General features: G+C 69.4%; 23 protein-coding genes. 7 read left to right on the top strand and 16 right to left on the bottom strand.

What is annotated here, in order from left to right:
- Positions 1-149 precede the first annotated feature (149 nt).
- Genes ACYU7G_RS16920 through ACYU7G_RS16895 form a run of 6 tightly spaced genes read left to right on the top strand, consistent with a single transcriptional unit; the run spans position 150 to position 6,739 of the window.
- Positions 150-800 (top strand): hypothetical protein, encoded by a 651-nt coding sequence (locus ACYU7G_RS16920; RefSeq protein ID WP_461109998.1) that lies wholly within the window; start codon positions 150-152, stop codon positions 798-800.
- A 7-nt stretch (positions 801-807) separates the two neighbouring features.
- The gene (locus ACYU7G_RS16915) at positions 808-1,764 is read left to right on the top strand and encodes a hypothetical protein (RefSeq protein ID WP_461109997.1); all 957 of its coding nucleotides are present in this window, start codon (positions 808-810) and stop codon (positions 1,762-1,764) included.
- A complete protein-coding gene (locus ACYU7G_RS16910) occupies positions 1,740-2,918 on the top strand; it encodes an energy-coupling factor transporter transmembrane component T (RefSeq protein ID WP_461109996.1) in 1,179 nt (392 codons plus the stop codon). The genes ACYU7G_RS16915 and ACYU7G_RS16910 overlap by 25 nt, the downstream gene beginning before the upstream one ends.
- Positions 2,915-4,483, top strand: coding sequence for an ABC transporter ATP-binding protein (locus tag ACYU7G_RS16905; RefSeq protein ID WP_461109995.1), 1,569 nt, complete (start codon positions 2,915-2,917; stop codon positions 4,481-4,483). Before ACYU7G_RS16910 ends, ACYU7G_RS16905 begins: the two co-directional genes overlap by 4 nt.
- Positions 4,470-5,363: an ECF transporter S component gene (locus ACYU7G_RS16900; protein ID WP_461109994.1), complete on the top strand. Its 894-nt coding sequence runs from the start codon at positions 4,470-4,472 to the stop codon at positions 5,361-5,363. The genes ACYU7G_RS16905 and ACYU7G_RS16900 overlap by 14 nt, the downstream gene beginning before the upstream one ends.
- Positions 5,345-6,739 (top strand): prenyltransferase/squalene oxidase repeat-containing protein, encoded by a 1,395-nt coding sequence (locus ACYU7G_RS16895; protein ID WP_461109993.1) that lies wholly within the window; start codon positions 5,345-5,347, stop codon positions 6,737-6,739. The genes ACYU7G_RS16900 and ACYU7G_RS16895 overlap by 19 nt, the downstream gene beginning before the upstream one ends.
- Here ACYU7G_RS16895 and ACYU7G_RS16890 read toward each other — a convergent pair.
- The 14 genes from ACYU7G_RS16890 to rpsP form a co-directional block, all read right to left on the bottom strand.
- Complete coding sequence (locus ACYU7G_RS16890) at positions 6,732-7,847, bottom strand: DNA-processing protein DprA (RefSeq protein ID WP_461109992.1); 1,116 nt, start codon at positions 7,845-7,847, stop codon at positions 6,732-6,734. The two genes, ACYU7G_RS16895 and ACYU7G_RS16890, sit on opposite strands and share 8 nt — an antisense overlap.
- Entirely contained in the window at positions 7,844-9,367 is a 1,524-nt protein-coding gene (locus ACYU7G_RS16885) for a YifB family Mg chelatase-like AAA ATPase (protein WP_461109991.1), read from the bottom strand. Before ACYU7G_RS16885 ends, ACYU7G_RS16890 begins: the two co-directional genes overlap by 4 nt.
- Positions 9,364-9,741 carry a YraN family protein gene (locus ACYU7G_RS16880; protein ID WP_461109990.1) on the bottom strand — a complete coding sequence of 126 codons (378 nt, stop codon included), beginning with the start codon at positions 9,739-9,741 and terminating at the stop codon, positions 9,364-9,366. The genes ACYU7G_RS16885 and ACYU7G_RS16880 overlap by 4 nt, the downstream gene beginning before the upstream one ends.
- A gap of 77 nt (positions 9,742-9,818) precedes the next feature.
- Complete coding sequence (locus tag ACYU7G_RS16875) at positions 9,819-10,130, bottom strand: DUF2469 domain-containing protein (protein WP_143937920.1); 312 nt, start codon at positions 10,128-10,130, stop codon at positions 9,819-9,821.
- On the bottom strand, positions 10,127-10,759 hold the full coding sequence (locus ACYU7G_RS16870) for a ribonuclease HII (protein WP_461109989.1): 633 nt from the start codon (positions 10,757-10,759) through the stop codon (positions 10,127-10,129). The genes ACYU7G_RS16875 and ACYU7G_RS16870 overlap by 4 nt, the downstream gene beginning before the upstream one ends.
- The gene (gene lepB, locus ACYU7G_RS16865; RefSeq protein ID WP_461109988.1) at positions 10,760-11,575 is read right to left on the bottom strand and encodes a signal peptidase I; all 816 of its coding nucleotides are present in this window, start codon (positions 11,573-11,575) and stop codon (positions 10,760-10,762) included.
- Between the two features lie 151 nt (positions 11,576-11,726).
- Positions 11,727-12,074, bottom strand: coding sequence for a 50S ribosomal protein L19 (gene rplS / locus ACYU7G_RS16860; protein WP_461109987.1), 348 nt, complete (start codon positions 12,072-12,074; stop codon positions 11,727-11,729).
- Positions 12,075-12,260: 186 nt separating this feature from the next.
- On the bottom strand, positions 12,261-13,016 hold the full coding sequence (locus ACYU7G_RS16855) for a succinate dehydrogenase/fumarate reductase iron-sulfur subunit (protein WP_461109986.1): 756 nt from the start codon (positions 13,014-13,016) through the stop codon (positions 12,261-12,263).
- A complete protein-coding gene (locus tag ACYU7G_RS16850; RefSeq protein ID WP_461109984.1) occupies positions 13,013-15,028 on the bottom strand; it encodes a fumarate reductase/succinate dehydrogenase flavoprotein subunit in 2,016 nt (671 codons plus the stop codon). Before ACYU7G_RS16850 ends, ACYU7G_RS16855 begins: the two co-directional genes overlap by 4 nt.
- Positions 15,013-15,654 (bottom strand): succinate dehydrogenase cytochrome b subunit, encoded by a 642-nt coding sequence (locus ACYU7G_RS16845; RefSeq protein ID WP_461109982.1) that lies wholly within the window; start codon positions 15,652-15,654, stop codon positions 15,013-15,015. The genes ACYU7G_RS16850 and ACYU7G_RS16845 overlap by 16 nt, the downstream gene beginning before the upstream one ends.
- 182 nt (positions 15,655-15,836) lie before the next feature.
- The gene (trmD, locus tag ACYU7G_RS16840; RefSeq protein ID WP_461109980.1) at positions 15,837-16,529 is read right to left on the bottom strand and encodes a tRNA (guanosine(37)-N1)-methyltransferase TrmD; all 693 of its coding nucleotides are present in this window, start codon (positions 16,527-16,529) and stop codon (positions 15,837-15,839) included.
- On the bottom strand, positions 16,526-17,044 hold the full coding sequence (gene rimM / locus ACYU7G_RS16835; protein WP_461109977.1) for a ribosome maturation factor RimM: 519 nt from the start codon (positions 17,042-17,044) through the stop codon (positions 16,526-16,528). Before rimM ends, trmD begins: the two co-directional genes overlap by 4 nt.
- A gap of 82 nt (positions 17,045-17,126) precedes the next feature.
- Entirely contained in the window at positions 17,127-17,375 is a 249-nt protein-coding gene (locus tag ACYU7G_RS16830; RefSeq protein ID WP_461109975.1) for an RNA-binding protein, read from the bottom strand.
- Position 17,376: 1 nt separating this feature from the next.
- Positions 17,377-17,862 carry a 30S ribosomal protein S16 gene (rpsP, locus tag ACYU7G_RS16825; protein WP_461109973.1) on the bottom strand — a complete coding sequence of 162 codons (486 nt, stop codon included), beginning with the start codon at positions 17,860-17,862 and terminating at the stop codon, positions 17,377-17,379.
- A gap of 203 nt (positions 17,863-18,065) precedes the next feature.
- Here rpsP and ACYU7G_RS16820 point away from each other — a divergent pair, with 203 nt between their 5' ends.
- Positions 18,066-18,413 carry a metallopeptidase family protein gene (locus ACYU7G_RS16820; protein ID WP_461109971.1) on the top strand — a complete coding sequence of 116 codons (348 nt, stop codon included), beginning with the start codon at positions 18,066-18,068 and terminating at the stop codon, positions 18,411-18,413.
- A gap of 8 nt (positions 18,414-18,421) precedes the next feature.
- Here ACYU7G_RS16820 and ACYU7G_RS16815 read toward each other — a convergent pair whose 3' ends face one another.
- Both ACYU7G_RS16815 and ACYU7G_RS16810 read right to left on the bottom strand, forming a co-directional pair.
- Entirely contained in the window at positions 18,422-19,630 is a 1,209-nt protein-coding gene (locus ACYU7G_RS16815) for a S49 family peptidase (protein WP_461109970.1), read from the bottom strand.
- A 133-nt stretch (positions 19,631-19,763) separates the two neighbouring features.
- On the bottom strand, positions 19,764-21,290 hold the full coding sequence (locus ACYU7G_RS16810) for a molybdopterin-dependent oxidoreductase (protein WP_461109968.1): 1,527 nt from the start codon (positions 21,288-21,290) through the stop codon (positions 19,764-19,766).
- Positions 21,291-21,309 lie beyond the last annotated feature (19 nt).

Genomic DNA, 21,309 nt, shown 5'->3' with positions numbered 1-21,309 from the left:
GCCGGTGTGAATCCGGCGCTGTCGCGCAACCGTGACCCACCCGTGGGAAGTCGGACCGAAGCTCGGCCTACAGCTAGTGCAGTCCCGTCGCGATCAGCGGACAACCGGCCCGAAGAGGCGACAACTGCTACGTCTCGAAAGGGTTGGAAATGACCTCATTGCACCAGCACACCACCCGCACCGGCTTCGCCGCGGCCGCCGTCGCCCTGGTGGCCATGGCCGTGCCGACTGGCTTCGCAGCAGCTGACGAGGCGGGCGACTGCCTCGTCGACGGCAACGTGTGGGTGGTCGTCGAGCAGGGCGACGCCGTGATCGCCGAGGGCTGTGCCACCGACTTCGGCACCGGTCTGGAGGCACTCACCAGCGCAGGGATCGCCTACGAGGCGCCCGGCGGATTCGTCAGCTCGATCGGGGGCGAGCCCTCTGACCCGGGCCCGGAGGACTGGTGGAGCTACTGGAGCGCCACCCCCGCCGAGGACGGCGCCCTGGAGTGGGAGTCCTACCTCGTCGGCGCCGGCGAGTCCCAGCCCGAGGCGGGCACCGTCGAGGGCTGGCGCCTGGCCACCAGTTGGAGCGAGCAGGCCCCGCCGCCGAGCCTGGCGTCTGTGGAGTTCCCCGCGGCCACCCCCTCGCCGAGCCCCACCCCGAGCGATTCACCGTTGCCCACCCCCACGGTCTCCGAGACTCCGACGGAGGCTCCCTCGGCCGAACCCACAGTCACCGACGCACCGTCGCAGGCACCCTCGCCTGCGCCCACCGCCACTGCAGGGGTCCCGGGACTCCCCAGCTCGGGGGTCTGACCCAACGATGGCACCCCGCGGAACCCGCCTCTGGTCGGCGGGGCTACTGCTCCTGCTGCCCGCCATGGGCGCCTGGGCGGGGGCCCCGTCGGCGGCCGCGGCCTACCACGACGGAGCCTGCACCGACGACACGGGCGTGACCGTGGTGGTGGACCACAAGGAGCTCGGCGGAGGCACCATCATCCGCTGCGCCACGGACTTCCCAGCCCAGGGCACCGCACTGCAGGCGCTGCAACTGGCTGGCTTCACCGCCGAGGGCACCGTCAAGGACGGTCCCGGGTTCGTCTGCCGGATCAACGGCCGCCCAGCCGCCGACGAGCCCCTCACCGTCGCGGGAAGCGAGTACCGCGAAACGTGCATCGCGACTCCTCCCAGCAGTGCGTTCTGGAGCTACTGGCATGCTCCCGCGGGGGGCGACTGGACGTTCTCCAGCATCGGCGCGGCACGCAGTGTCCAGCCCGGGGGCTACGAGGGTTGGGCATTCTCACTGAACCGGGCACAGGCGCAGGAGCCGGGAGTGGCGCCGGCTGCCCGGCCCGACCCCACACCCATCCCTTCACCGACCGCCCCGCCGCCCAGCGCGACACCCCCGACAACATCCGCAGCACCACCGACGGTGGAGACGTCGGCCGCCACGACGGTCCCCCCGGCACGCCCGTCCCCCTCCGCGGCGGCAACATCCACGCCTGCTGCCACCACTGCGCCCGTCACCACCGCGGCACCCACGCCAACCCCAACCTCGGCATCCCCGAGCACACCGACGTCCGCCCCCAGCCAGACCTCCACGAGCGCGCCCGCACCCTCCTCGCACGTGCCGCAGGAGCCCAGCGCATCCGAATCCGCCGTGCCCGAGGCACCTGCAGCCGATGCCCCGGGGGCAGGCACGTTCCTCGGAGTCGGGGCCGTCGTACTGCTCGCGGCTGCGGGCAGCATCGTGTGGTGGCGCCGTCGCGGCGCGGCATGATGAACCGGTACTTCCTCCCTCGCCCCATCCACCCCTTCGCCTGGTGGGCGTGGGCGATCGCTCTGGCGGTGGCGGCCAACTCGACCACCAATCCCCTGCTGCTCATGCTGCTGATCGGCGCCGCCTGTGTGGTGACGCTGTCCCGGCGAGGGGACAACCCGTGGGCCAAGGGGTTCGTGGTCTACCTGATCCTCGGCGCCGCGATCGTCGTGGTGAGGGTGGGGTTCCGGATCCTGTTCGGTGGTGGCGACGGCCCCACCATCCTGTTCACGTTGCCTCAGATCCCGTTGCCGGACTGGGTCACCGGCATCCGACTACTGGGGCCAGTCTCCCTGGAGGCTGTCCTGTCCGGCCTCTACGACGGGCTCCGGCTCGCGACGATGATCATCTGCCTGGGTGCCGCGAACTCTCTTGCCAATCCGAAGCGCCTGCTGGCTTCGCTGCCGGGAGCGCTGTACGAGCTGGGCACGATCCTGGTGGTGGCCATTGGCGTCTTCCCCCAGCTGGGGGATTCCGTGGTCCGGGTGCACCGGGCGCGCAAACTGCGCCGCGCCCCGGCCGGAAGGGGTCAGCGGGCCAGGCACAAGGTGGTGGAGACCATCATCGTGCCCGTCCTCTCGGATGCGCTGGAGCGCTCGCTGAGGCTGGCCGCGTCGATGGATGTCCGCGGCTACGGAAGGCAGGGCACCGCGTCGCGGACCGAGCGCCGCTGGACCACCGCCATCGGGATGTCAGGACTGGTTGTGGTTGCGGCCGGCGTGTACCTGTTGCTGTCCCGCTCCGCGCAGGGGCCCTCGCTGGGAGGTCTCCCAGTGCTGCCGCTGGGCCTGCTGCTAGTGGGCACCACCGTGATCGCGCTGGCCATGCGCAGGGCGGGCCGCACCGTCACCAAGTCCTCGTACCGCCCCATCCGCTGGTCCGGAGCCGAGTGGCTGGTGGTGATCTGTGGCGTCACCGCGATCGTGGTGTGCGAGATCACGCGGCGTGGCCCCGACGCCGCGGCACTGGTGCCGGCCATCAGCCCGTTCGCCTGGCCCACCCTGACGCCGCTCCTGCTGCTGGGCGTGGTCGTCGCAGCGCTGCCGGCATTCCTCACTCCCGCGCCGAGCCTCGCCGGGGCGCGGGTACTGACCACCTCGGAGGGACTGTCATGATCCGGTTCGACGACGTCAGCTTCCGCTACGCGAGCAACGACGCCCTCCGGCTCCGCAAGGTCGGCTTCGAGATCCCGGAGGGTGAGCTGGCCCTCGTGATCGGCCCCACCGGCAGCGGGAAGTCGACGCTGCTCGGCTGCATCAACAACCTCGTGCCGCAGTTCACGGGAGGGATCCGCTCGGGCCGCGTGGTCATCGACGGCCGGGACACCACCTCCCTGCTCCCGCGTGAGCTGGCCACCACGGTGGGCTACGTCGGGCAGGACCCGCTGGCCGGGTTCGTCACCGATGTGGTGGAGGAGGAACTCGCCTACTCGATGGAACAGCTCGGCTTCGCGCCCTCGGAGATGCGCCGTCGCGTGGAGGAGACCCTGGACCTGCTCGGCATCGCCGAACTGCGAAACCGTCCGCTGCGCAACCTCTCAGGGGGACAGCAGCAGCGGGTGGCGATCGGCAGCGTCCTTGCCTCGTCCCCCAAGGTGCTGGTCCTCGACGAGCCCACCTCCGCACTGGACCCGGTGGCCGCCGAGGACGTGCTGGCACTGGTGAGCCGTCTGGTACGGGACCTCGGCACCACCGTCGTGATGGCCGAGCACCGCATGGAACGGGTCATCGAGTTCGCGGACTCCGTCCTGCGCGTGGCGGCAGACGGCTCCGTGTCCCACGGCCCCACCCGGGATTCCCTGGGGCAGTCCCCGATCAAGCCCCCGCTGGTCGAGCTCGGCTGCGCACTGGGGTGGGACCCGCTCGCACTGACCATCCGTGAGGGTCGCCGACACGCCACCGAGGACCGGCGCGGCTGGGTGCAGGAACCACCACAGCTGGCCCTTCCCCGGCCGGCGGGAGACGTCGCCCTCTCGGCACGCTCACTGGTGGTGAAGTATCCACAGGTGGTGGCCGTCGCCGGTATCGACGTCAGCCTGCGTCGCGGCGAGGTGCTGGCGCTGATGGGCCGCAACGGCTCGGGCAAGTCCACGCTGCTGTGGGCCCTGCACGGCGCCGGACGCAGGGACGCCGGCACCGTCGAGGGGCCCGGAGAAGGCCACGTCTCGTTGGTGCCGCAGACCGCCTCCGACCTCCTCTACCTGGCCAGTGTCGCGGCCGAGTGCAGCAACGCCGACGCCGAGTCCGGGCACCCCGACGGCACCACGCTGGAGCTGCTGCGTTCCCTCGTGCCCGGCATCGACCCGCAGGCACATCCCCGCGACCTCTCGGAAGGGCAGAAGCTGGCCGTCGTCCTGGCCGCCGAGCTCTCCCGACGCCCCGACGTGATCCTTCTGGACGAGCCCACACGTGGGCTGGACTACGGAGCCAAGCAGGCCCTGAACCACGTGATCCGTGCGTTGGCCGACAAAGGGCACAGCGTCGTGGTGGCGACCCACGACGTCGAACTGGTGGCCACCGCCTGTGACCGGGTGGTGGTGATGGCCGAGGGCGAGATCGTCTCCGACGGCCCCACCCGGGAGGTGCTACCCGGTTCGGCGCTGCTGGCCACCCAGGTGGCCAAAGTGGCCAGCCCTGTCCCACTGCTCACGGTTGAGGAGTACCTCGATGCGCGCGGCTGAGCTGGAAGTGGCACCACCCACGGTGGGAGTGCAGTTGGGCTGGCGGAGCTGGTCGGTGATCATCGCGAGTTCCCTGATCGGCCTATTCACGATTGCCTGGCCGCTGCTGATGCCGGCAGTCGACGTCGCCCCGCAACATGCCGACGATGCGCCGTACGTGTTCGTGTTCCTGTTGCCCGTGGTGCTGTTGTTGGCCGTGGCGCAGGTCAGCGACGGTGGCCTCGATGCGAAGGCCCTGTCCCTGTTGGGGGTGCTCGCCGCGATCAACGCTGCCATCCGCCCTGTCCTGGGTGCGGGCACCGCGGGAGTGGAGTCCATCTTCTTCCTCCTCATCCTCGCCGGTCGGGCTTTCGGCCCGGGTTTCGGATACCTGTTGGGGTTGACCTCCATGTTCGCCTCGGCGCTCCTGACCGCAGGGGTGGGCCCGTGGCTGCCGTCGCAGATGCTGTGCGCCGCCTGGGTGGGTCTGGGTGCCGGCCTGCTGCCGCGGGGGGTCTCGGGGCGGCGTGAACTCTGGCTGCTGATCGGTTACGGAATCGTCGCGGCCTACGTGTTCGGCGCACTCATGAACCTCTGGTTCTGGCCCTTCATCTCCGGGACCAGTGTCGAGGGGGCCGGCGTCGGCACCGGCAGCCTCGACTACGTGCCCGGCGCGCCCCTGCTGGAGAACCTTGCCCGCTTCGGCTGGTTCACGCTGTTCACCTCCACCGCCGGCTGGGACACCGGCCGCGCCATCACCACCACCATCGCCCTGCTGCTGCTGGGCGGCCCGGTGCTGGGAGTCCTCCGCCGCGCATCGGGCATGGCCCGCATCATCCCCGCCACCGGGGCAACACTGACCACCGAACGAAAGGACCCGTCATGCGAGAGCGTCTCCTGAGCGCCGTCGTGGCACTCGGCTCCGCCCTGGCGCTGGTGCTGGGGCTGGCTCCCCAGCCCGCACACGCCGAGATCCCCACCGGCACCCCTGCCGGCAGCGCAGCCAGGTGGCTGCTCGCCGAGGCCACCAACGGCACCCTGCCCCGCTTCGACGGGGAGGTGGACTGGCAGTTGACCTCCGACGCCGTGCTCGGCCTCGCGGCCGCCGGCGCCACCAACCAGCAACTCAAGCCCTTCCTCGACTCGCTCGAGTGGGCCGTCCACGAGGGCAGGTACGGGATGCTCGGCAGCGCCACGGACGGGGGCTCCCTGGCCAAGCTGCTGGTGGTCGCCAATGCGACCGGCCGCAACCCCCGCAGCTTCGGCGGCGTGGACCTGGTGGCCCGCGTCACCGGTGACCTCGTCGACGGCCGGGTGGGCAACAGCGACATTCCGGGCAACACGTTCGGACAGTCCTACGTGGTGCTGGGGCTGCTCGGCGCTGGTCAGGGCGCCCGCCCGGCAGTCATGGCCCTCATGCAGCAGCAGTGCCCCTCCGGAGACTTCCGTCTGGGCCTGGGAAGCACCAACTGCACCTCGGCCGCCGCGGCCGCGGACCGGGACGTCACCGCCATCGCCATCCACGCCCTCAGGGCAGCCCAGCGCAAGGGGTTGCCCGTCACCACAGCCCTCAACAAGGCCGTGACCTGGCTGGCGAAGGACCAGGCCGCCAACGGAAGCTGGATCGGCAGCCCCGGCACCAACGTGGCCAACACCAACACCACCGGGCTGGCGGCGCAGGCGCTGGCCGGGGTGAAGCCGATGGCCACTTCCAAGGCCGCCGGGTTCACCCGGTCGCTGCAACTGGCCTCCGGGGCCGTCGCCTACGACGCCGACGCCTTCGGCAAGGGAATCAGCGCCAACCGGATCCAGTGGATCCGAGCCACCACGCAGGCCCTGTTCGCGCTCGTCCACTGGGACGTCTACAGCGTCGAGGGCACCCACTTGCACAACGGCAGGCAGTGGCGCACCACGTGCGAGCCCTACTCCCAGACGTTCCGCTGCCGCACCGAGATCCAGGCCACCACCGTGGTGAACCAGGGCGGCAAGCTGGTCAAGACCACGGGGTGGACGTTCAACAACCTCACCTACCTGCCGTCGGCCCGCTCCCTCTGGGCGTCCAACCCGCTGGGCAACGCGCCCCGCGGCGGCCAGAAGGAGTGGACCTCCGAGGGGCGCCGGTGGAAGACCGAGTGCGACACCCCCGCCACTGGCCGCAACGGCTGCCGCAGCTACGTGTGGGCGCGCTTCGTCGCCGGCAGCCAGGCAGCCAACGGCACTTGGACCTACTCGATGGCCGAGGGCTGGATCTTCAACAACATCACGAAGTTCAGCTAGGTCTGCCCGGTAGCCGCCAGGTCTGGGGAGCCACCTCCTCCAGCCAGCCACGCTCCACCAGTTCGTCCACCCCTGCGAGGCAGTCCACCACTGTGGCGCCCGTACGGCCGGCTAGCTCGGCCACGCCCAGTTCCTCCCGCGGCCGGAACGCCTCCCGGAGTTCCCGGAGTTCGGGCGCGAGCTTGTCGAAGCTGGTGTCCTCACCCTGGAGCGGGAGTTCGTCCTGCGGGGACAGCGGCTGCAGCAACGCCACCACCTCCGCCGGTGATGTGACCAGCACGGCGGCCGAGTCACGGATGAGCCGGTTCGGCGTGGCCGACATCGAGGAGGTCACCGGGCCCGGAACAGCCATCACGATCCGTCCGAGGTCATTGCCCCACGACGCGGTGTTCTTCGCCCCGGAACGCGCGGCGGCCTCGACGATCACGACGCCGGCGCTGAGCGCAGCGATCAGCCGGTTCCGGGCCAGGAAGCTGGCCTTGATGGGGTGCGAGCCGGGCGGCACCTCGGAGATCACCGCTCCCTTGTCGACGATCCCGCGCATCAGGGAGGTGTTGGCCACCGGGTAGGGCACGTCGACGCCGCTGGCCATGACCGCGAGGGTGGGGCGGCGGGCCTGCAGGGCGCCGCGGTGGGCGGCCGCGTCGATCCCGAACGCGAGCCCCGAGATCACGAGCCGCCCGGCCAGCGCCAGATCCGCCGCCCATTCGTTGGCGACGTGGGTGCCGTAGCCGGTGGCGGCCCGCGCCCCCACCAACGAGACCCCGCCCTCGGCCTCACGCAGGTGGAGACTCCCCCGCACCCACAGTCCCAGGGGCGGGCCACCGTCGCCGGTCGACGTCGCGCCGCCGAGATCCGCCAGCCCCGCCGGCCACTCGTCGTCGCCCGGCACGAGGAACCGGGAGCCGCACGCCTTCGTCGCCGACACCAGTTGTTCGGGAACCACCGAGGCGGCCTTCCGGCCCCAGCGGGACTCCTCCCCCATGGCACGCACCGCGTTCCAGACCGCCTCCGCCCCCTCCTGGTCGACCAGGTTGGCCAGCGCCGGGTTGCCCAGCGGCTGCAGCGCGCAAAGCGCCATCCGTGCCGCACGTTCGTCGAGCTTCATACCGCCTCCAGCACTGCGCCCTGGCGCATCTGCATGGCCACTCGCAGGTTGGCCGGGGAGAGGGTGTCCCTGCCGGAGAGGTCGGCCACCGTCCACGCCAGCCTCAGCACCTTGTCCAGGCCGCGATGGCTGAGCGTGCCCCGCGCCAGGGCCCGCTCCAGCGGCCCGAGGTCAGCGGGCAGGGGCAGGCGCTTTCGCAGGTAGGACCCCGGCACCTCCCCGTTCGTGCTCCAGGGCGTGTCCCGGAGCCGCGCCGCCTGTCGGCCACGGGCCTCCAGCACACGCTGCAGCACGGCGGCACTGGATTCGGGCTTCTCGACCGTGTCACCGAGGAAGGCCCGCTTCAGCGGCAGCATCTGGTGCCGGATGTCGATCCTGTCCAGGATGGGTCCGGAGAGCCGCTCCTGGTATCTCCTGACCTGCATGGGAAGGCAGGTGCACTCCCTGCCCACGACGCCGGAGTTGCCGCAGGAACAGGGGTTGGCCGCGAGCACCAGCTGGAACCTGGCCGGATAGCGGACCTGCTGGTTGGCGCGTGCGATGGTCACCTCCCCCTTCTCCAGCGGGGTGCGAAGCGAGTCCAGCAGCTTGGCCCCGAACTCGGGGGCCTCGTCCAGGAAGAGCACCCCGCGGTGGGCCAGCGAGATTGATCCCGGCCGGATCTCCCTGCCTCCCCCGATCAGGCTGGCCATGGTGCAGTTGTGGTGCGGGTCCGCGTACGGTGCGCGGGTCAGGAGCCGGGAGCCGAGGTCCACCCCGGCGAGGGAATGGACGGCCGAGACCTCGATTGCCTCCTGGGCCGACAGCTCCGGCAGGATCCCGGGCAGGCGTTCTGCCAGCATCGTCTTGCCCACCCCGGGAGAGCCGTGCAGGTACACGTGGTGCCGGCCCGCAGCCGCCACCTCCATCACCCAACGACCATCCGCATGCCCGTGCACGTCGGCCAAGTCGTGCGGGCGGTCCTCGGGATGCGACCGGGTGTCCGCGCCGGCCTCGTCGAGCTGCGGGCCGCGGCCGGACACCACGTCCTCGAGGTCCCGCAGGTGCGCCACCGGCCAGATCTCCAGCCCCGGCACGAGGTTGGCCTCCCCCACCTGCCCGGCGGGCACGACAGCCTTGTCGAAGCCCGCGCGCGAGGCGGCGAGCAGTGCCGGCAGGATGCCCCGGACCCGCCGCACCTTCCCGTTCAGGGACAGCTCCCCCAGGTACACGAACCGCTTCACCTTCTCGGCCGGGAGCTTCGCCGTGCAGGCCAGGGTGGCCGCCGCAATGGCAAGGTCGAAGTGGGTGCCGTGCTTGGGCAGGCCCGCCGGCGACAGGTTGATGGTCAGGAGCACCTGTGGGAACCCGTAGCCGGACGCCACCATGGCGGCCTTCACTCTCTCCTTGGCCTCGTTCAGGGACGCATCCGGCAGGCCGACCACCTTGACCCGTGGCAGGCCGCCGCCGAGGGCCGTCTCCACCTCCACGATGGCACCCTCGATGCCGGACAGCGCCACGGACCACGACGACGCCGTCACAGTTCACCGATCCCGCGGAGATGGGTCAATTCCTCACTGCCGTCGGGCGGCAGGATGAGTCCGATGGCGTCCACCCGGATGTTGCGGGCCCGGGCACTGTGCGCCCGCAGCCACGCCATGGCAAGTCCCCGCAGACGGGCCGCCTTGGCGTCGGTGATGGTCTCCAGCGGATGGCCATAGGCGGTTCCGGATCGTGTCTTGACCTCGACGAAAACCAGCGTGTCCGTGTCGGCGTCATGGGACACCAGGTCCAGCTCGCCCTCGCGGCAGCGCCAGTTGCGTTCCAGGACCTGCCAGCCGAGTTCCTCGACGTATGCCGCCGCGCGGTCCTCACCTCGTCGGGCCAGCTCCCGGGCCCTTGCATTGATCGACATTCTCAGACCACCTCCACACCACACTCTGGTAGTTGGAGGGGGCCGAACTTTTTTGTCCACAGGCCGCCCTTGACGGGCTACTTGTCGTCGGGCACCTGGAAATCAGAGTGGGCGATCTCCTCGATGGAGACGTCGCGGAAGGTGAGCACCTTCGCGGACTTCACGAATCGGGCGGGGCGGTACATGTCCCAAACCCAGGCGTCCCCCATGGACACCTCGTAGTAGACGTCGCCACCCTCGGTACGGACTTTCAGGTCCACGGCGTTGCACAGGTAGAAGCGCCGCTCGGTCTCCACGGCGTAGGTGAAGATGCTCACCACGTCCTTGTACTCGCGGTACAGGTCGAGCTCGAGCTTGCTCTCGTACTGCTCCAGGTCCTCGGCACTCATAGTGAACCAACTCTAGCCGTCCTGGCGACGTTCTCGAATCGCCAGCGGTGGATCGGTGACGGCCCCAGCGCGTCCAGGGCCCGCTGGTGGGCCGCCGTGCAGTAACCCTTGTGGATGGCGAAGCCGTAGTCGGGGAACTCGTCGTGGTACTCGGTCATGATCCGGTCCCTGGCCACCTTCGCCACGATGGACGCGGCCGAGACGCAGGCCGCCACCTTGTCGCCCTTCCAGATGGCCAGGCCCGGGGCGCCGATGCCGTCGACGGGGAAGCCGTCGGTGAGGACGAACGCGGGCCGCACCGCCAGTCTGGCGACGGCGCGGCGCAGCCCGGCCAGGTCCGCCTGGTGCATGCCCAATTCGTCGCACTCGGTGTGCGTCACCACAGCCACCTCCACGGCGACGGCGCGGCGGCGGATCTCCTCGTCGAGCCGTTGCCGCGCCAGTGCGGTCAGCGCCTTGGAGTCGTCGAGTCCCTTGATGGGACGCTTCGGGTCCAGGATGACGGCAGCCGCCACCAAAGGGCCCGCGCACGCTCCCCTACCGGCCTCGTCGGCTCCCGCCACCGGAGCCAGGCCCGCCCTGTCCAGTGCCCTCTCGTACCCGTAGGGTCCTCTTCCCGGCCGCAACACTCAGCACCCCGGGTTCGCTTCGATGATCTCGGGCTTCTCGGGCGCCGGGAGTTCAGGGTCCGGAACGCTCGCGAAGGTCTCGGGAACACTGAAGGTGGAGAGCCTGTCGAGGGGCGCGACGATGGCGACCGCCGCGCCGACCACCTTGTCGGTGGGCACGAACGCGGCCATGCCGGGAGGTTCACCCTGGGTCTGGACCGTGAGTCGGCAGCGCGAGTCCGCCGACTGGTTGCGGTGGTCGCCCAGCACGAAGACGTGGTCCGCGGGAACGATGATGTCGAAGGGCACGTTGGCAGGGGCGACCTGCACACCCGCCTCCGAGTAAAGGTAGGCGGACTCCTCCAGGGCGTACCCGTTGACGGTGATGCGGCCGTCGGCGTCGCAGCACACGACGTGGTCACCGGGCATCCCGATCACCCGCTTGATGAGGTGCTCGATGCTGGAGTTGGGGAGCACGCCGATGAACTCCAACGCCTGCTTGAACGCGTTGCTCTCCTGGGGGCTGGGCGTCAGCCAGTTGTGCGGGTCCTCGAACACGACGACGTCGCCGCGCTGGAAGCCGCCGAACTTGGCCACCACGACCCTGTCGTTGACCTGGAGGGTGTTCTCCATGCTCCCGCTGGGGATGATGAACATCTGGGCGACGAAGCCACGCAGCAGGGTGGAGATGACCAGGGCGCCGACGACGATGATGGCACCCTCGCCGAGCCAACCCAGCACGCGTCTGCCCAAGGACTTCTTCTCGTCCGCGGCGGCTCTCCTCGGTGTGGGGCTCTCAGCCGGTTCCTCGACACCGGGCTGGTGTTCAGCTTGCACAGGTAAGGCCCCTTCAGTTGCTACGAGCGGCCGGACCGCTCCAAAGGATCATAGCGCCGCTCGGCGAACCACCCGTGCAGGGCGCTCCGAGGCGGGAATGCGACGGAGCCGCCGGTCCTGGACCGACGGCTCCGCCTCAGAGTTGCTGTGATCAGCGCTTCTCGCGGATCTTGGCTGCCTTGCCACGCAGGCCGCGCAGGTAGTACAGCTTGGCGCGACGAACGTCACCACGACGCTCGACCTCGATCTTGTCGATGATGGGGCTGTGCAGCGGGAACGTGCGCTCCACGCCGACGCCGAAGCTCACCTTGCGAACGGTGAAGGCCTCCTGGACGCCACCCGCGTTGCGGGCGATGACGACGCCGGCGAACACCTGGACGCGGGAGCGGCTGCCCTCGACGACCTTGACGTGCACCTTGACGGAGTCACCGGCGCGGAAGGCCGGGAGGTCGTCACGCAGGGAGGCCTTGTCGAGCTCCTGGATCAGCAGATTGGTCATGTTGTGTCCTCGTCAGTGCCACAGGTCACCGCGGTTGGTTCGGATTCACACCCACTCCAGACGATCCCCCCGTGGCAGGAGCTGGAACTGAGTGGGTTGCCCACTGGCAACAACTACCAATTGTGCCACAACGCCAGCGGGCGGACCAAAGCGAATGCCCTGGCCCGCCCGGATGGGTTCGTGGTCCTACTTGCCGTCCTTCATGAACAGCGACTTCACGAGGTCCTTGTTCAGCTGGGAGATGGACTCCAGCGGGATGCCCTTCGGGCAGACCGCGGCGCACTCGCCGATGTTGGTGCAGTTGCCGAAGCCCTCGGCGTCGTGCTGGGCCACCATCGACTTCACGCGGGTGTAGCGTTCCGGCTGGCCCTGCGGCAGCAGCGCCAGGTGCTGGATCTTGGCCGAGGTGAACAGCATCGCGGAGCTGTTCGGGCAGGCCGCGACGCAGGCGCCGCACCCGATGCAGGTGGCGTTGTCGAAGGCCTGGTCCGCCTCCCGCTTGGGCGCCGGCGTGGCGTGGGCGTCGGGGGCCGAGCCCGTGTTCGACGAGATGAAGCCGCCGGCCTGGATGATGCGGTCGAACGCGGACCGGTCCACGGCCAGGTCCTTCAGCACCGGGAAGGCACCCGCCTGCCAAGGCTCGATCTCGATGGTGGCCCCGTCCTCGAAGGAACGCATGTGGAGCTGGCAGGTGGTGGTGCGCATCTTGTCGGCGCCGTGGGCGACACCGTTGATGACCACACCACACATGCCGCAGATGCCCTCGCGGCAGTCATGGTCGAATGCGACGGGTTCCTGGTTGGCCTCGGTGAGGTTCTCGTTGAGCAGGTCGAGCATCTCGAGGAAGGACATGTCCTCGGAGACGCCGTCGATGTCGTAGTCAACCATTCGGCCCGTGGCGTTCGGCCCGGCCTGACGCCAGATTCGTAGCTTGAGCTTCACTTGTAACTCCGTTGCTTCAGTTCGATTGCCTTGTAGTTGAGGGGTTCGCGGTGCAGGACCGGCTTGCCGCCCTCGCCTCCCCACTCCCACGCGCCGACGTAGAGGAACTCGTCGTCGTGGCGGAGCGCCTCACCGTCCTGGGTCTGGGACTCGGCGCGGAAGTGGCCGCCGCAGGACTCGCGGCGGTGCAGGGCGTCGATGCACATCAGCTCACCGAGCTCGAAGAAGTCGGCCACGCGGCCGGCCCGCTCGAGGGCCTGGTTGAAGTCCTCGTTCACGCCGGTGACGCGGACGTTGCTCCAGTACTCCTCCTTCAGCTTGCGGATCAGGCCGATGGCCTTGATCAGGCCCTCCTCCGTGCGCTCCATGCCGCAGTACTCCCACATGATGTGGCCGAGTTCCTTGTGGAAGGAGTCGACGGAGCGGGTCCCCTGGATGGACAGCAGCTTGTCGATCCTGGCCTTCGCGGAGGTGACGGCCTCCACGACGTCCGGGTGGTCGTCGGCGAGCTTCTCGAAGGGGGCGTCGGCGAGGTAGTCGTTGATGGTGTTCGGCAGCACGAAGTAGCCGTCGGCCAGACCCTGCATCAACGCCGAGGCGCCGAGACGGTTGGCACCGTGGTCGGAGAAGTTGGCCTCGCCGCACACGTACATGCCGGTGATGGAGGACTGCAGGTCGTAGTCCACCCAGAGCCCACCCATCGTGTAGTGGACAGCGGGGTAGATCCGCATGGGAACCTCGTACGGGTTCTCACCGGTGATCTGCTGGTACATGTCGAACAGGTTGCCGTACTTGGCGGCGACGGCCGACTGGCCGAGCCGCTCGATGGCGTCCGCGAAATCGAGGTAGACGCCGCGACGCACCATCTGCTCGGTGCCGTCGACGCCGATCTCACGAACGGCAGGGCCGACGCCGCGGCCGTCGTCGCACATGTACTTCGCCTGGCGGGAGGCGATGTCACGGGGAACCAGGTTGCCGAAGGAGGGGTAGATCCGCTCCAGGTAGTAGTCGCGGTCCTCCTCCGGGATCTGGCGTGGGTCCTTGCCGCAGTCCTCGGCCTTCTTCGGCACCCAGATGCGGCCGTCGTTGCGCAGCGACTCGGACATCAGCGTGAGCTTGGACTGGGTCTCGCCGTGCACGGGGATGCAGGTGGGGTGGATCTGCGTGTAGCAGGGGTTGGCGAAGTGGGCGCCCTTGCGGTGGGCACGCCACGAGGCCGTGACATTGCAGCCCATCGCGTTGGTGGACAGGAAGAACACGTTGCCGTAGCCGCCGGTGGCCAGCACCACCGCGTCGGCGGTCCAGGCCTCCACCTTGCCGTTGACCATGTTGCGGGTGACGATGCCCCGGGCCCGGCCGTCGACGACGATGAGCTCCACCATCTCGTGGCGGGTGTACATCTTCACCGTGCCGGCCGCCACCTGCCGCTCCAGCTGCTGGTAGACACCGATCAGGAGCTGCTGGCCCGTCTGACCGCGGGCATAGAAGGTGCGCTGCACCTGTACGCCACCGAACGAGCGGGTGTCGAGGAGGCCGCCGTACTCGCGGGCGAACGGGACGCCCTGGGCGACGCACTGGTCGATGATGTTGGCCGAGACCTCCGCCAGCCGGTAGACGTTGGTCTCGCGGGAGCGGTAGTCACCGCCCTTGACCGTGTCGTAGAACAGGCGGTAGTCCGAGTCGCCGTCGTTGCGGTAGTTCTTGGCCGCGTTGATGCCGCCCTGCGCGGCGATCGAGTGGGCCCGACGCGGGCTGTCCTGGTAACAGAAGTTGAGGACGTTGTAGCCGGCCTCACCCAGCGTCGCGGCGGCAGCGCCGCCGGCGAGTCCGGTGCCCACGATGATGATCGAGAGCTTGCGGCGGTTCGCGGGGTTGACCAGGCGGGCCTGGAACTTGCGGGTCTCCCAGACCTTCTCGATCTCGACGTCGGGCGCCTTGGCGTCGGCGATGTCGGCACCCTCGGTGTAGAAGTCGGTGGGGAGCATTCGGGTCTCAGTCACAGTGTGATCCATCCAAACAGTACGGCCAGCGGCGGGAGCATGAAGCCGATGAAGAGCAGGGCTGCGGCGGCAATGGCGAGCACGTTGAGCACCTTGCGGGACTTGGCCGAGGAGTTGGCCCCGAGCGTCGCGAACGCGCTCCAGAAGCCGTGGCGCACGTGCATGCACACGACCACCATGGAGATGGCGTAGACGAGCACCAGCCACCACTGCTGGAAGCTGAGCACCACCATCTCGAAGGGTCCGGCCTGCAGGGCGTCGAAGCCCGGCGTGACCCACTTCACCGTGAACTGCAACAGGTGGAAGACGATGAACACGAACAGGATGATGCCGCCCCAACGCATGGTGCGCGCCGAGTAGGTCTGGTCCAGTCGCTTGGTGGTCTGGTAGCCGTCGCCGCGCACCTTGAGCGTGCTGATGCTGAGGCTGATGGCCGCCCACATGTGCAGCACGAGGGCCGCGAGCAGGACCACCCGGAAGATCCAGATGAACCAACCCTGGGGGACGATCGGGTAGAGGATGTCGCCCTTGAGCCAGTGCGCGTAGTGGTCGAAGGCCTCGGCACCCGAGAACATCTTCAGGTTTCCGTACATGTGCATGAGCAGGAAGGCCACCATGATGAGGCCACTCACCGCCATCACAGCCTTCTTCACAACGCTGGACCGAAGTGCGCGCTGATGAGTCGAGAGTTTGATTGCCACGAAGGTCACTTTAGCCCCATGACACCCGACATTCTCACGCGGGGTGGCTTTCAGCGTGCCGCACCGCGCATTTCCGATTTAGGCATGAAATCCCTAGCGAAACTAAGGTCGGGATTGGTTCAGTCCAGCAGGTCCGGCCGGCGCTGCCGGGTCCGTTCGAGAGCCTGCTCACGGCGCCATGCTGCGATCAGGCCGTGGTTGCCGCTGAGCAGCACCTCGGGCACAGCGCGGCCGCGCCACAGTGGCGGCTTGGTGTAGTTGGGGTACTCCAACAGCTCGTGCTCGAGTGAGTGGGACTCCTCGACCAGGGAGGCGGGATTGCCCACCACGCCGGGCAGGAGCCGGACCACGGCCTCTGTGATGGCGAGCACGGCCACCTCACCGCCGTTGAGCACGTAGTCCCCGAGGCTGACCTCGACCAGTTCGTGGTTCTCGGCGAACTCGTCGAGGACGCGCTGGTCGATGCCCTCGTAGCGGCCGCATGCGAACACGAGCCGCTCCCGCTCGGCCAGTTCGTGCGCCAACCGCTGTGAGAACGGCTGCCCCGCGGGCGTGGGGACCACGATGGTCATGGGCGTCGGGTCCGCCTCGGCGAGCGCGTCCAGCGCCTCGCCCCAGGGCTCGGGCTTCATCACCATGCCGGCACCCCCGCCATAGGGGGTGTCGTCGGTGGTGTGGTGGCGGTCGTGGGTCCAGCTCCGCAGGTCGTGGACGTGCAGGTCCACGATGCCCGAGGTGATGGCCTTGCCCACCAGGGACAGGGACAGGGGCGCCAGGTAGTCGGGGAAGATGGTGACGACGTCGAGCCTCACTCCAGGTCCTCCAGCAGCCCCTCCACCGGGGCCAACGTGAGCGTGCCGGCCGCCAGGTCCACCTCGGGCACCAACGCCTTGACGAACGGCACGAGCCGCTCCCCCGCGGGCGTGTCCAGCTGCAGCACGTCCTGCGCGGGCAGGTGGAGGACCTCGGCGACGGCGCCGACCTCCGAACCGTCGTCGTCGAGGACCCGCAGGCCCACGAGCTGCCGATCGAAGTACTCCTCGGCCTCGCTCGGTTGCTCGTCGGCCGGTACGTCCATGAGCAGGTCCACGCCGCGCAACGCCTCGACGGCGGTCCGGTCCGGGTGGCCCACGAACGTCACCTGGAGCTTGCCGCGTTGCCACGCGACGGAGCCCAGCTCGAGCTCTCCGCCGTCGCCCCGACGCAACTTGGCGCCCTTGACGAAGCGGCGGCCGGGTTCGTCGGTGCGCACGTCGATGGTGACGGCACCCTTGATGCCGTGGGCCCGCCCCACCCGGCCCACGATGACCTCGACCACGTCGCTCACGGTTGTCCCTCCTGGAAGTTCTGCGGATGCGAAGTGCCCCGGTCCTTGACGGATCCGGGGCACTCGCGGTTCTTCGACGCCCTCAGTGACGGCGCGGGCGGTCGACGTCGACGAAATCGACGCGGACCTGTTCGTTTCCGGCCAGCGCACCCACGACGGTGCGCAGCGCCTGCGCGGTGCGACCCTGGCGGCCGATCACCTTGCCGACGTCGTCGGGGTGGACCCGGACCTCGAGCAGGCGCCCACGACGCAGGTCCTTGTCCTTGACACGCACGTCGTCCGGGTTCGAGACGATGCCCGCGACGAGGTGCTCCAGCGCCTCAGCCAGCATCTCAGGCCTCGTCGGCGGGGGCCTCGGCGGCCTCGTCGGCAGGAGCCTCGGCTTCTTCGGCCTTCGCGGCCTCGGCTGCCTTGGCCTCCTCGGCGGCCTTCTCCTCCGCCTTTGCCTTGGCCTTCGAGATGGCGGGCGCGGTGGCGTCGCCGTCCTCGGCCAGGGCCTTGGCGAACTCGGCCTCGCGGTCACGCTTCTCGGGCTGCGGGTCGATACCCGACGGCGAGGTGTCGCCGCTGAACTTCTGCCAGTCGCCCGTGCGCTTCAGGATCGCGACGACGGCCTCGGTGGGCTGGGCGCCCACGGACAGCCAGTACTGGGCGCGCTCGGAGTCCACCTGGATGACCGACGGGTCGTTCTTCGGGTGGTAGAGACCGATCTCCTCGATGGCCTTGCCGTTGCGGTGCGCGCGGGAGTCCATGATGACGATGCGGTAGTGCGGGGAGCGGATCTTGCCGAACCGCTTCAGACGAATCTTGGTTGCCACTGGTGTGGGTTCTCCTGTGTGTTTTGTCTGGGTCCCAGACGAGTCGTGTGGTGTGCGGTGCGACGTGTGGGGCACGCCGTCCGCAAAGCCGGTTGGACCGTGCTGTCAGAGTTAGAGGGCGCCAACGAGCACAAGTGCATCGCTCATTGTGCCAGATTCTGGCCCTCTCGCCCAAAAGTTCACCCGGCACTAGTGTTCGGGCCATGGATCTGCCCGAGGAACGCTTCGACGAACTGGTGGACGAGGCACTGGGAAACCTGCCGCCGGAACTCCTCGACGGTCTCGACAACGTCGTGATCGTCACCCAGGACGAACCCGAGGACGGTTCCGACACGCTCGGCTGGTACGAGGGCACCGCCCTGACGGATCGCGACACCAGCTACGGCATGGGCCAGTTGCCGGACAGGGTGGTGCTGTTCCGCGGCCCCCTCACCCGGATGTGCGAGGACGAGGATGACCTCCTGGACGAGTTGGAGATCACCCTCCTCCACGAACTGGGCCACTACCACGGCATCGACGAGGAGCGGCTCCACGAACTCGGGTGGGGCTGAGCCCTGCCCTACCCGCAGACCGCGGCCAGGTCACCGGTGAACACCAGCGGCGAACGGCCACCACAGATGCCGGCGTTGATGAATGGCACCTCACCCGCCGCGGGCTCGAGGGCGGGCGAGTGGCCCCACACCCGCTCGATGCCGAACAGCGACTCGAACGCCCCGGGAGCTGCGAGCCGCACCACGGCAGTGTCCTCCGGGTCGAGCCCGGCACGGGTGGCGGCCTCGCGGAAGAACTCGTCGCGGCCCATGGTGCCGTCGATGTAGCCGAGGTCCTCGGCCTTGCCGGACTCGAAGATGCCGGCGCCGAACTCCTCGACGATGCGGGTGGCGTCCATGCCGCGGTGGGTGGCCATGTGCTCGACGAAGCGCTCGTACTCGGGCTGGATGAGGTCGGCGAACATCTGGCGCTCACCCTCGGTCAGCTCCCGGAAGGGCTGGCCGGCATCCTTGCCCGTGCCCCGGGTGATGTACTCCTGCGTGATGCCGCCCGTGGTGGTGACGCCGGTCTCGAGGAGCGAGCCGCTGGTGGCGACGACGCCGTCGTAGTGCACGAAGGGCCCGTAGATGACGCCGATGCTGCCGATGATGGAGCCGTGGTCGGCATAGATCACGTCGGCGGGGGCCGTCGAGTAGACGCCGCCGGAGGCGGACATGCCCTGCACGTGCACCATGACCTGCTGCCCGGTGCGCTCCTGGTATCGGAGGATCGCGTCGGAGATGGCGCGGGACCCGGTGATGCTGCCGCCGGGGGTGTTCACGAGCAGCACGACGCCGGCGGCGTCGTCGGCCTCCAGTTCGTCGAGCATGTCGGCCACCTCGTAGCCGTAGGTGCCGGCGGCGAGCAGGCCGCCCTCGGAGGCCGAGGTCATGATGGCGCCCGAGATCTCGATGGCCCTGAGCTCGGAGCCCGCCCCGGCCTCTCCCCAGATGGTCTCGGTGGTGGTGGTCTGGGCGTCACCCGAGGAGGCTCCGGCGAGCACGCTGAGGGACAGGACGGACATGATGCCGCCGACGACCGCCAGCGCGGTGACCATCACGGTCAGACCCAGGCCGAGGCCGATGCCCTTGCCGAAGCCGCGCTTGAACCCTCCCGGCGGCGTCGGCTGCGGGGATGGTTGCGCATACTGCAGCGGTGGCGGGTAGTTGCCGGGCTGTGGGGCAATGGTTGGGTCCTCGGCGGGGGTGGTGTCGTTAGGGGTGTTCGACGAGCTCATTCGGCGCCTCCTGGAGTTGCTGTGGACCCCAAGTGAAGCAGCGCCGGCGGGCCACCTGCCACGACCTGCGGCGGTCCTGTGGACAATTCAGCCGGGTGGGTGAGCGGGCCCTCCCCCACGAGGCGGAGACCGGCTAGCCGGCGGTGACGGAGACGGTGTGCCAACCGCTGGCGCCGTCCGGCGCCGGTGGTACGACGCGGTCGGTCTGGACCCGACCCAGCCCGTCGGTCGCCCGCACCTGGAGTTCGTGCTCCCCGGGTTGCAGGTCCAGTTCCAGGGACCACAACCGCCACGCGTCGATCGTGGGCTCCTCCCGCAGCTCGGCGGGCAGCCAGTCCCCGCCGTCAACGCGCACCTCGACGGCATCGACGCCGCGGGTCTGGGCCCAGGCGACACCGGCGACGGTGGTCCCGCCGGCCGGCAGCCGGGCACCGGCGCGTGGTACGTCGATGCGGGAGGCGGACTTGATGGGGCCACGCTCGGCCCAACCGCGTGGGGTCCAGTAGCCCTCGTCGGCGTCGAACCGGGTCACCTTCAGCTCGGTCACCCACTTGGTGGCGGAGACGTAGCCGTAGAGCCCGGGGACCACGAGCCGCACGGGGAACCCATGCTCCGGCGGCAGCGGCTCACCGTTCATCCCGACCGCCAGGAGGGCGTCCCGCCCATCGGTGAGAGCCTCGATCGGCGTGCCGGCCGTCCAGCCGTCGACGCTCCGGGACAGCACCATGTCCGCTTCGGGCCGCACCCCGGCACGCTCCAGGAGAATGCGCACCGGCCAGCCGGTCCAGACCGCGTTGCCCGCCAGTCCCCCACCGACCGGGTTCGAGACGCAGGTGAGGGTGACCAGGGCCTCGACGTGGGCCTCCGCCAGCAGGTCCGCGAGGCTGATCTCGAGTTCGTTCTCCACCAGCCCCGTGACGCGCAGCGTCCAGGTGGCCGGGTCCACCTGCGGGACCACCAGTGCCGTGTCGATCCGGTAGAACACGTCGTTGGGCGTCTGGAAGGCGGTCTGTCCGGTGACCGTCGCGAGCGCCGTCTCGGGCACCACCACCGGCTCCGCGACGTCGGGTACCTCGAACTCCTCCCGCGCCTGTCGGGTGGTGTCGACGGCACTCTGCAAGCCTCGCCCCACCCCCAGTCCGACGAGTCCGAGAACCGCGGCACCACCTGTCCGGGCGAGCAGGTCCCGGCGGCCGATGCCGTCGCCGGCCCCCTCTTCGTCCGCCCGCCGCAGCAACGCCCGCAGCGTCAGGATCCCCGCGACCACCCCACCGATGGTGGGCAGCGCATCCAGCCAGGCCACATCGGCGCGGGTGAGGACCGCAGCGACGCCCAGCAGCCCGCCGATGCCCAACCCCACGGAGCCGACGACGCGGTTCCATCCCGCCAGCACCCCCAGGAGTGCGCAGAGCAGGACGAGCACAAGTCCCATGCCGACGAACAGGGCGATCTTGTCAGCCGTCCCGAACGTAGCGATGGCCCAGTCCTTCAACCAGGCAGGCGTGAGGTCCACGAACGCAGCGCCCACCGCCAGCAGCGGCGACGGCGTGGCTTCGGAGCCCAGGGTGCGCACCAGTGCCGCTGCCAACACCTCGGACATGCCGAGGGTCACCGCTCCGGCTGCGATGCCGACGGCTGCGTTCACACTGCGCGGGCCCATGCCCCCATTTTGTCACTCC

This window comes from Tessaracoccus terricola, assembly GCF_054776555.1.
The sequence above is the reverse complement of the archived record's forward strand: the minus strand, read 5'-3'. Positions and strand labels throughout refer to the sequence as shown.

Bases quoted from the DNA above. Each gene is read 5' to 3' on its own strand.
- ACYU7G_RS16920 (WP_461109998.1), top strand. From the start codon at position 150: ATGACCTCATTGCACCAGCACACCACCCGCACCGGCTTCGCCGCGGCC.
- ACYU7G_RS16915 (WP_461109997.1), top strand. From the start codon at position 808: ATGGCACCCCGCGGAACCCGCCTCTGGTCGGCGGGGCTACTGCTCCTG.
- ACYU7G_RS16905 (WP_461109995.1), top strand. From the start codon at position 2,915: ATGATCCGGTTCGACGACGTCAGCTTCCGCTACGCGAGCAACGACGCC.
- ACYU7G_RS16900 (WP_461109994.1), top strand. From the start codon at position 4,470: ATGCGCGCGGCTGAGCTGGAAGTGGCACCACCCACGGTGGGAGTGCAG.
- ACYU7G_RS16895 (WP_461109993.1), top strand. From the start codon at position 5,345: ATGCGAGAGCGTCTCCTGAGCGCCGTCGTGGCACTCGGCTCCGCCCTG.
- ACYU7G_RS16890 (WP_461109992.1), bottom strand. From the start codon at position 7,847: ATGAAGCTCGACGAACGTGCGGCACGGATGGCGCTTTGCGCGCTGCAG.
- ACYU7G_RS16880 (WP_461109990.1), bottom strand. From the start codon at position 9,741: ATGTCGATCAATGCAAGGGCCCGGGAGCTGGCCCGACGAGGTGAGGAC.
- ACYU7G_RS16875 (WP_143937920.1), bottom strand. From the start codon at position 10,130: ATGAGTGCCGAGGACCTGGAGCAGTACGAGAGCAAGCTCGAGCTCGAC.
- rplS (WP_461109987.1), bottom strand. From the start codon at position 12,074: ATGACCAATCTGCTGATCCAGGAGCTCGACAAGGCCTCCCTGCGTGAC.
- ACYU7G_RS16850 (WP_461109984.1), bottom strand. From the start codon at position 15,028: ATGGATCACACTGTGACTGAGACCCGAATGCTCCCCACCGACTTCTAC.
- ACYU7G_RS16845 (WP_461109982.1), bottom strand. From the start codon at position 15,654: ATGGCGGTGAGTGGCCTCATCATGGTGGCCTTCCTGCTCATGCACATG.
- ACYU7G_RS16830 (WP_461109975.1), bottom strand. From the start codon at position 17,375: ATGCTGGCTGAGGCGCTGGAGCACCTCGTCGCGGGCATCGTCTCGAAC.
- ACYU7G_RS16820 (WP_461109971.1), top strand. From the start codon at position 18,066: ATGGATCTGCCCGAGGAACGCTTCGACGAACTGGTGGACGAGGCACTG.
- ACYU7G_RS16815 (WP_461109970.1), bottom strand. From the start codon at position 19,630: ATGAGCTCGTCGAACACCCCTAACGACACCACCCCCGCCGAGGACCCA.
- ACYU7G_RS16810 (WP_461109968.1), bottom strand. From the start codon at position 21,290: ATGGGCCCGCGCAGTGTGAACGCAGCCGTCGGCATCGCAGCCGGAGCG.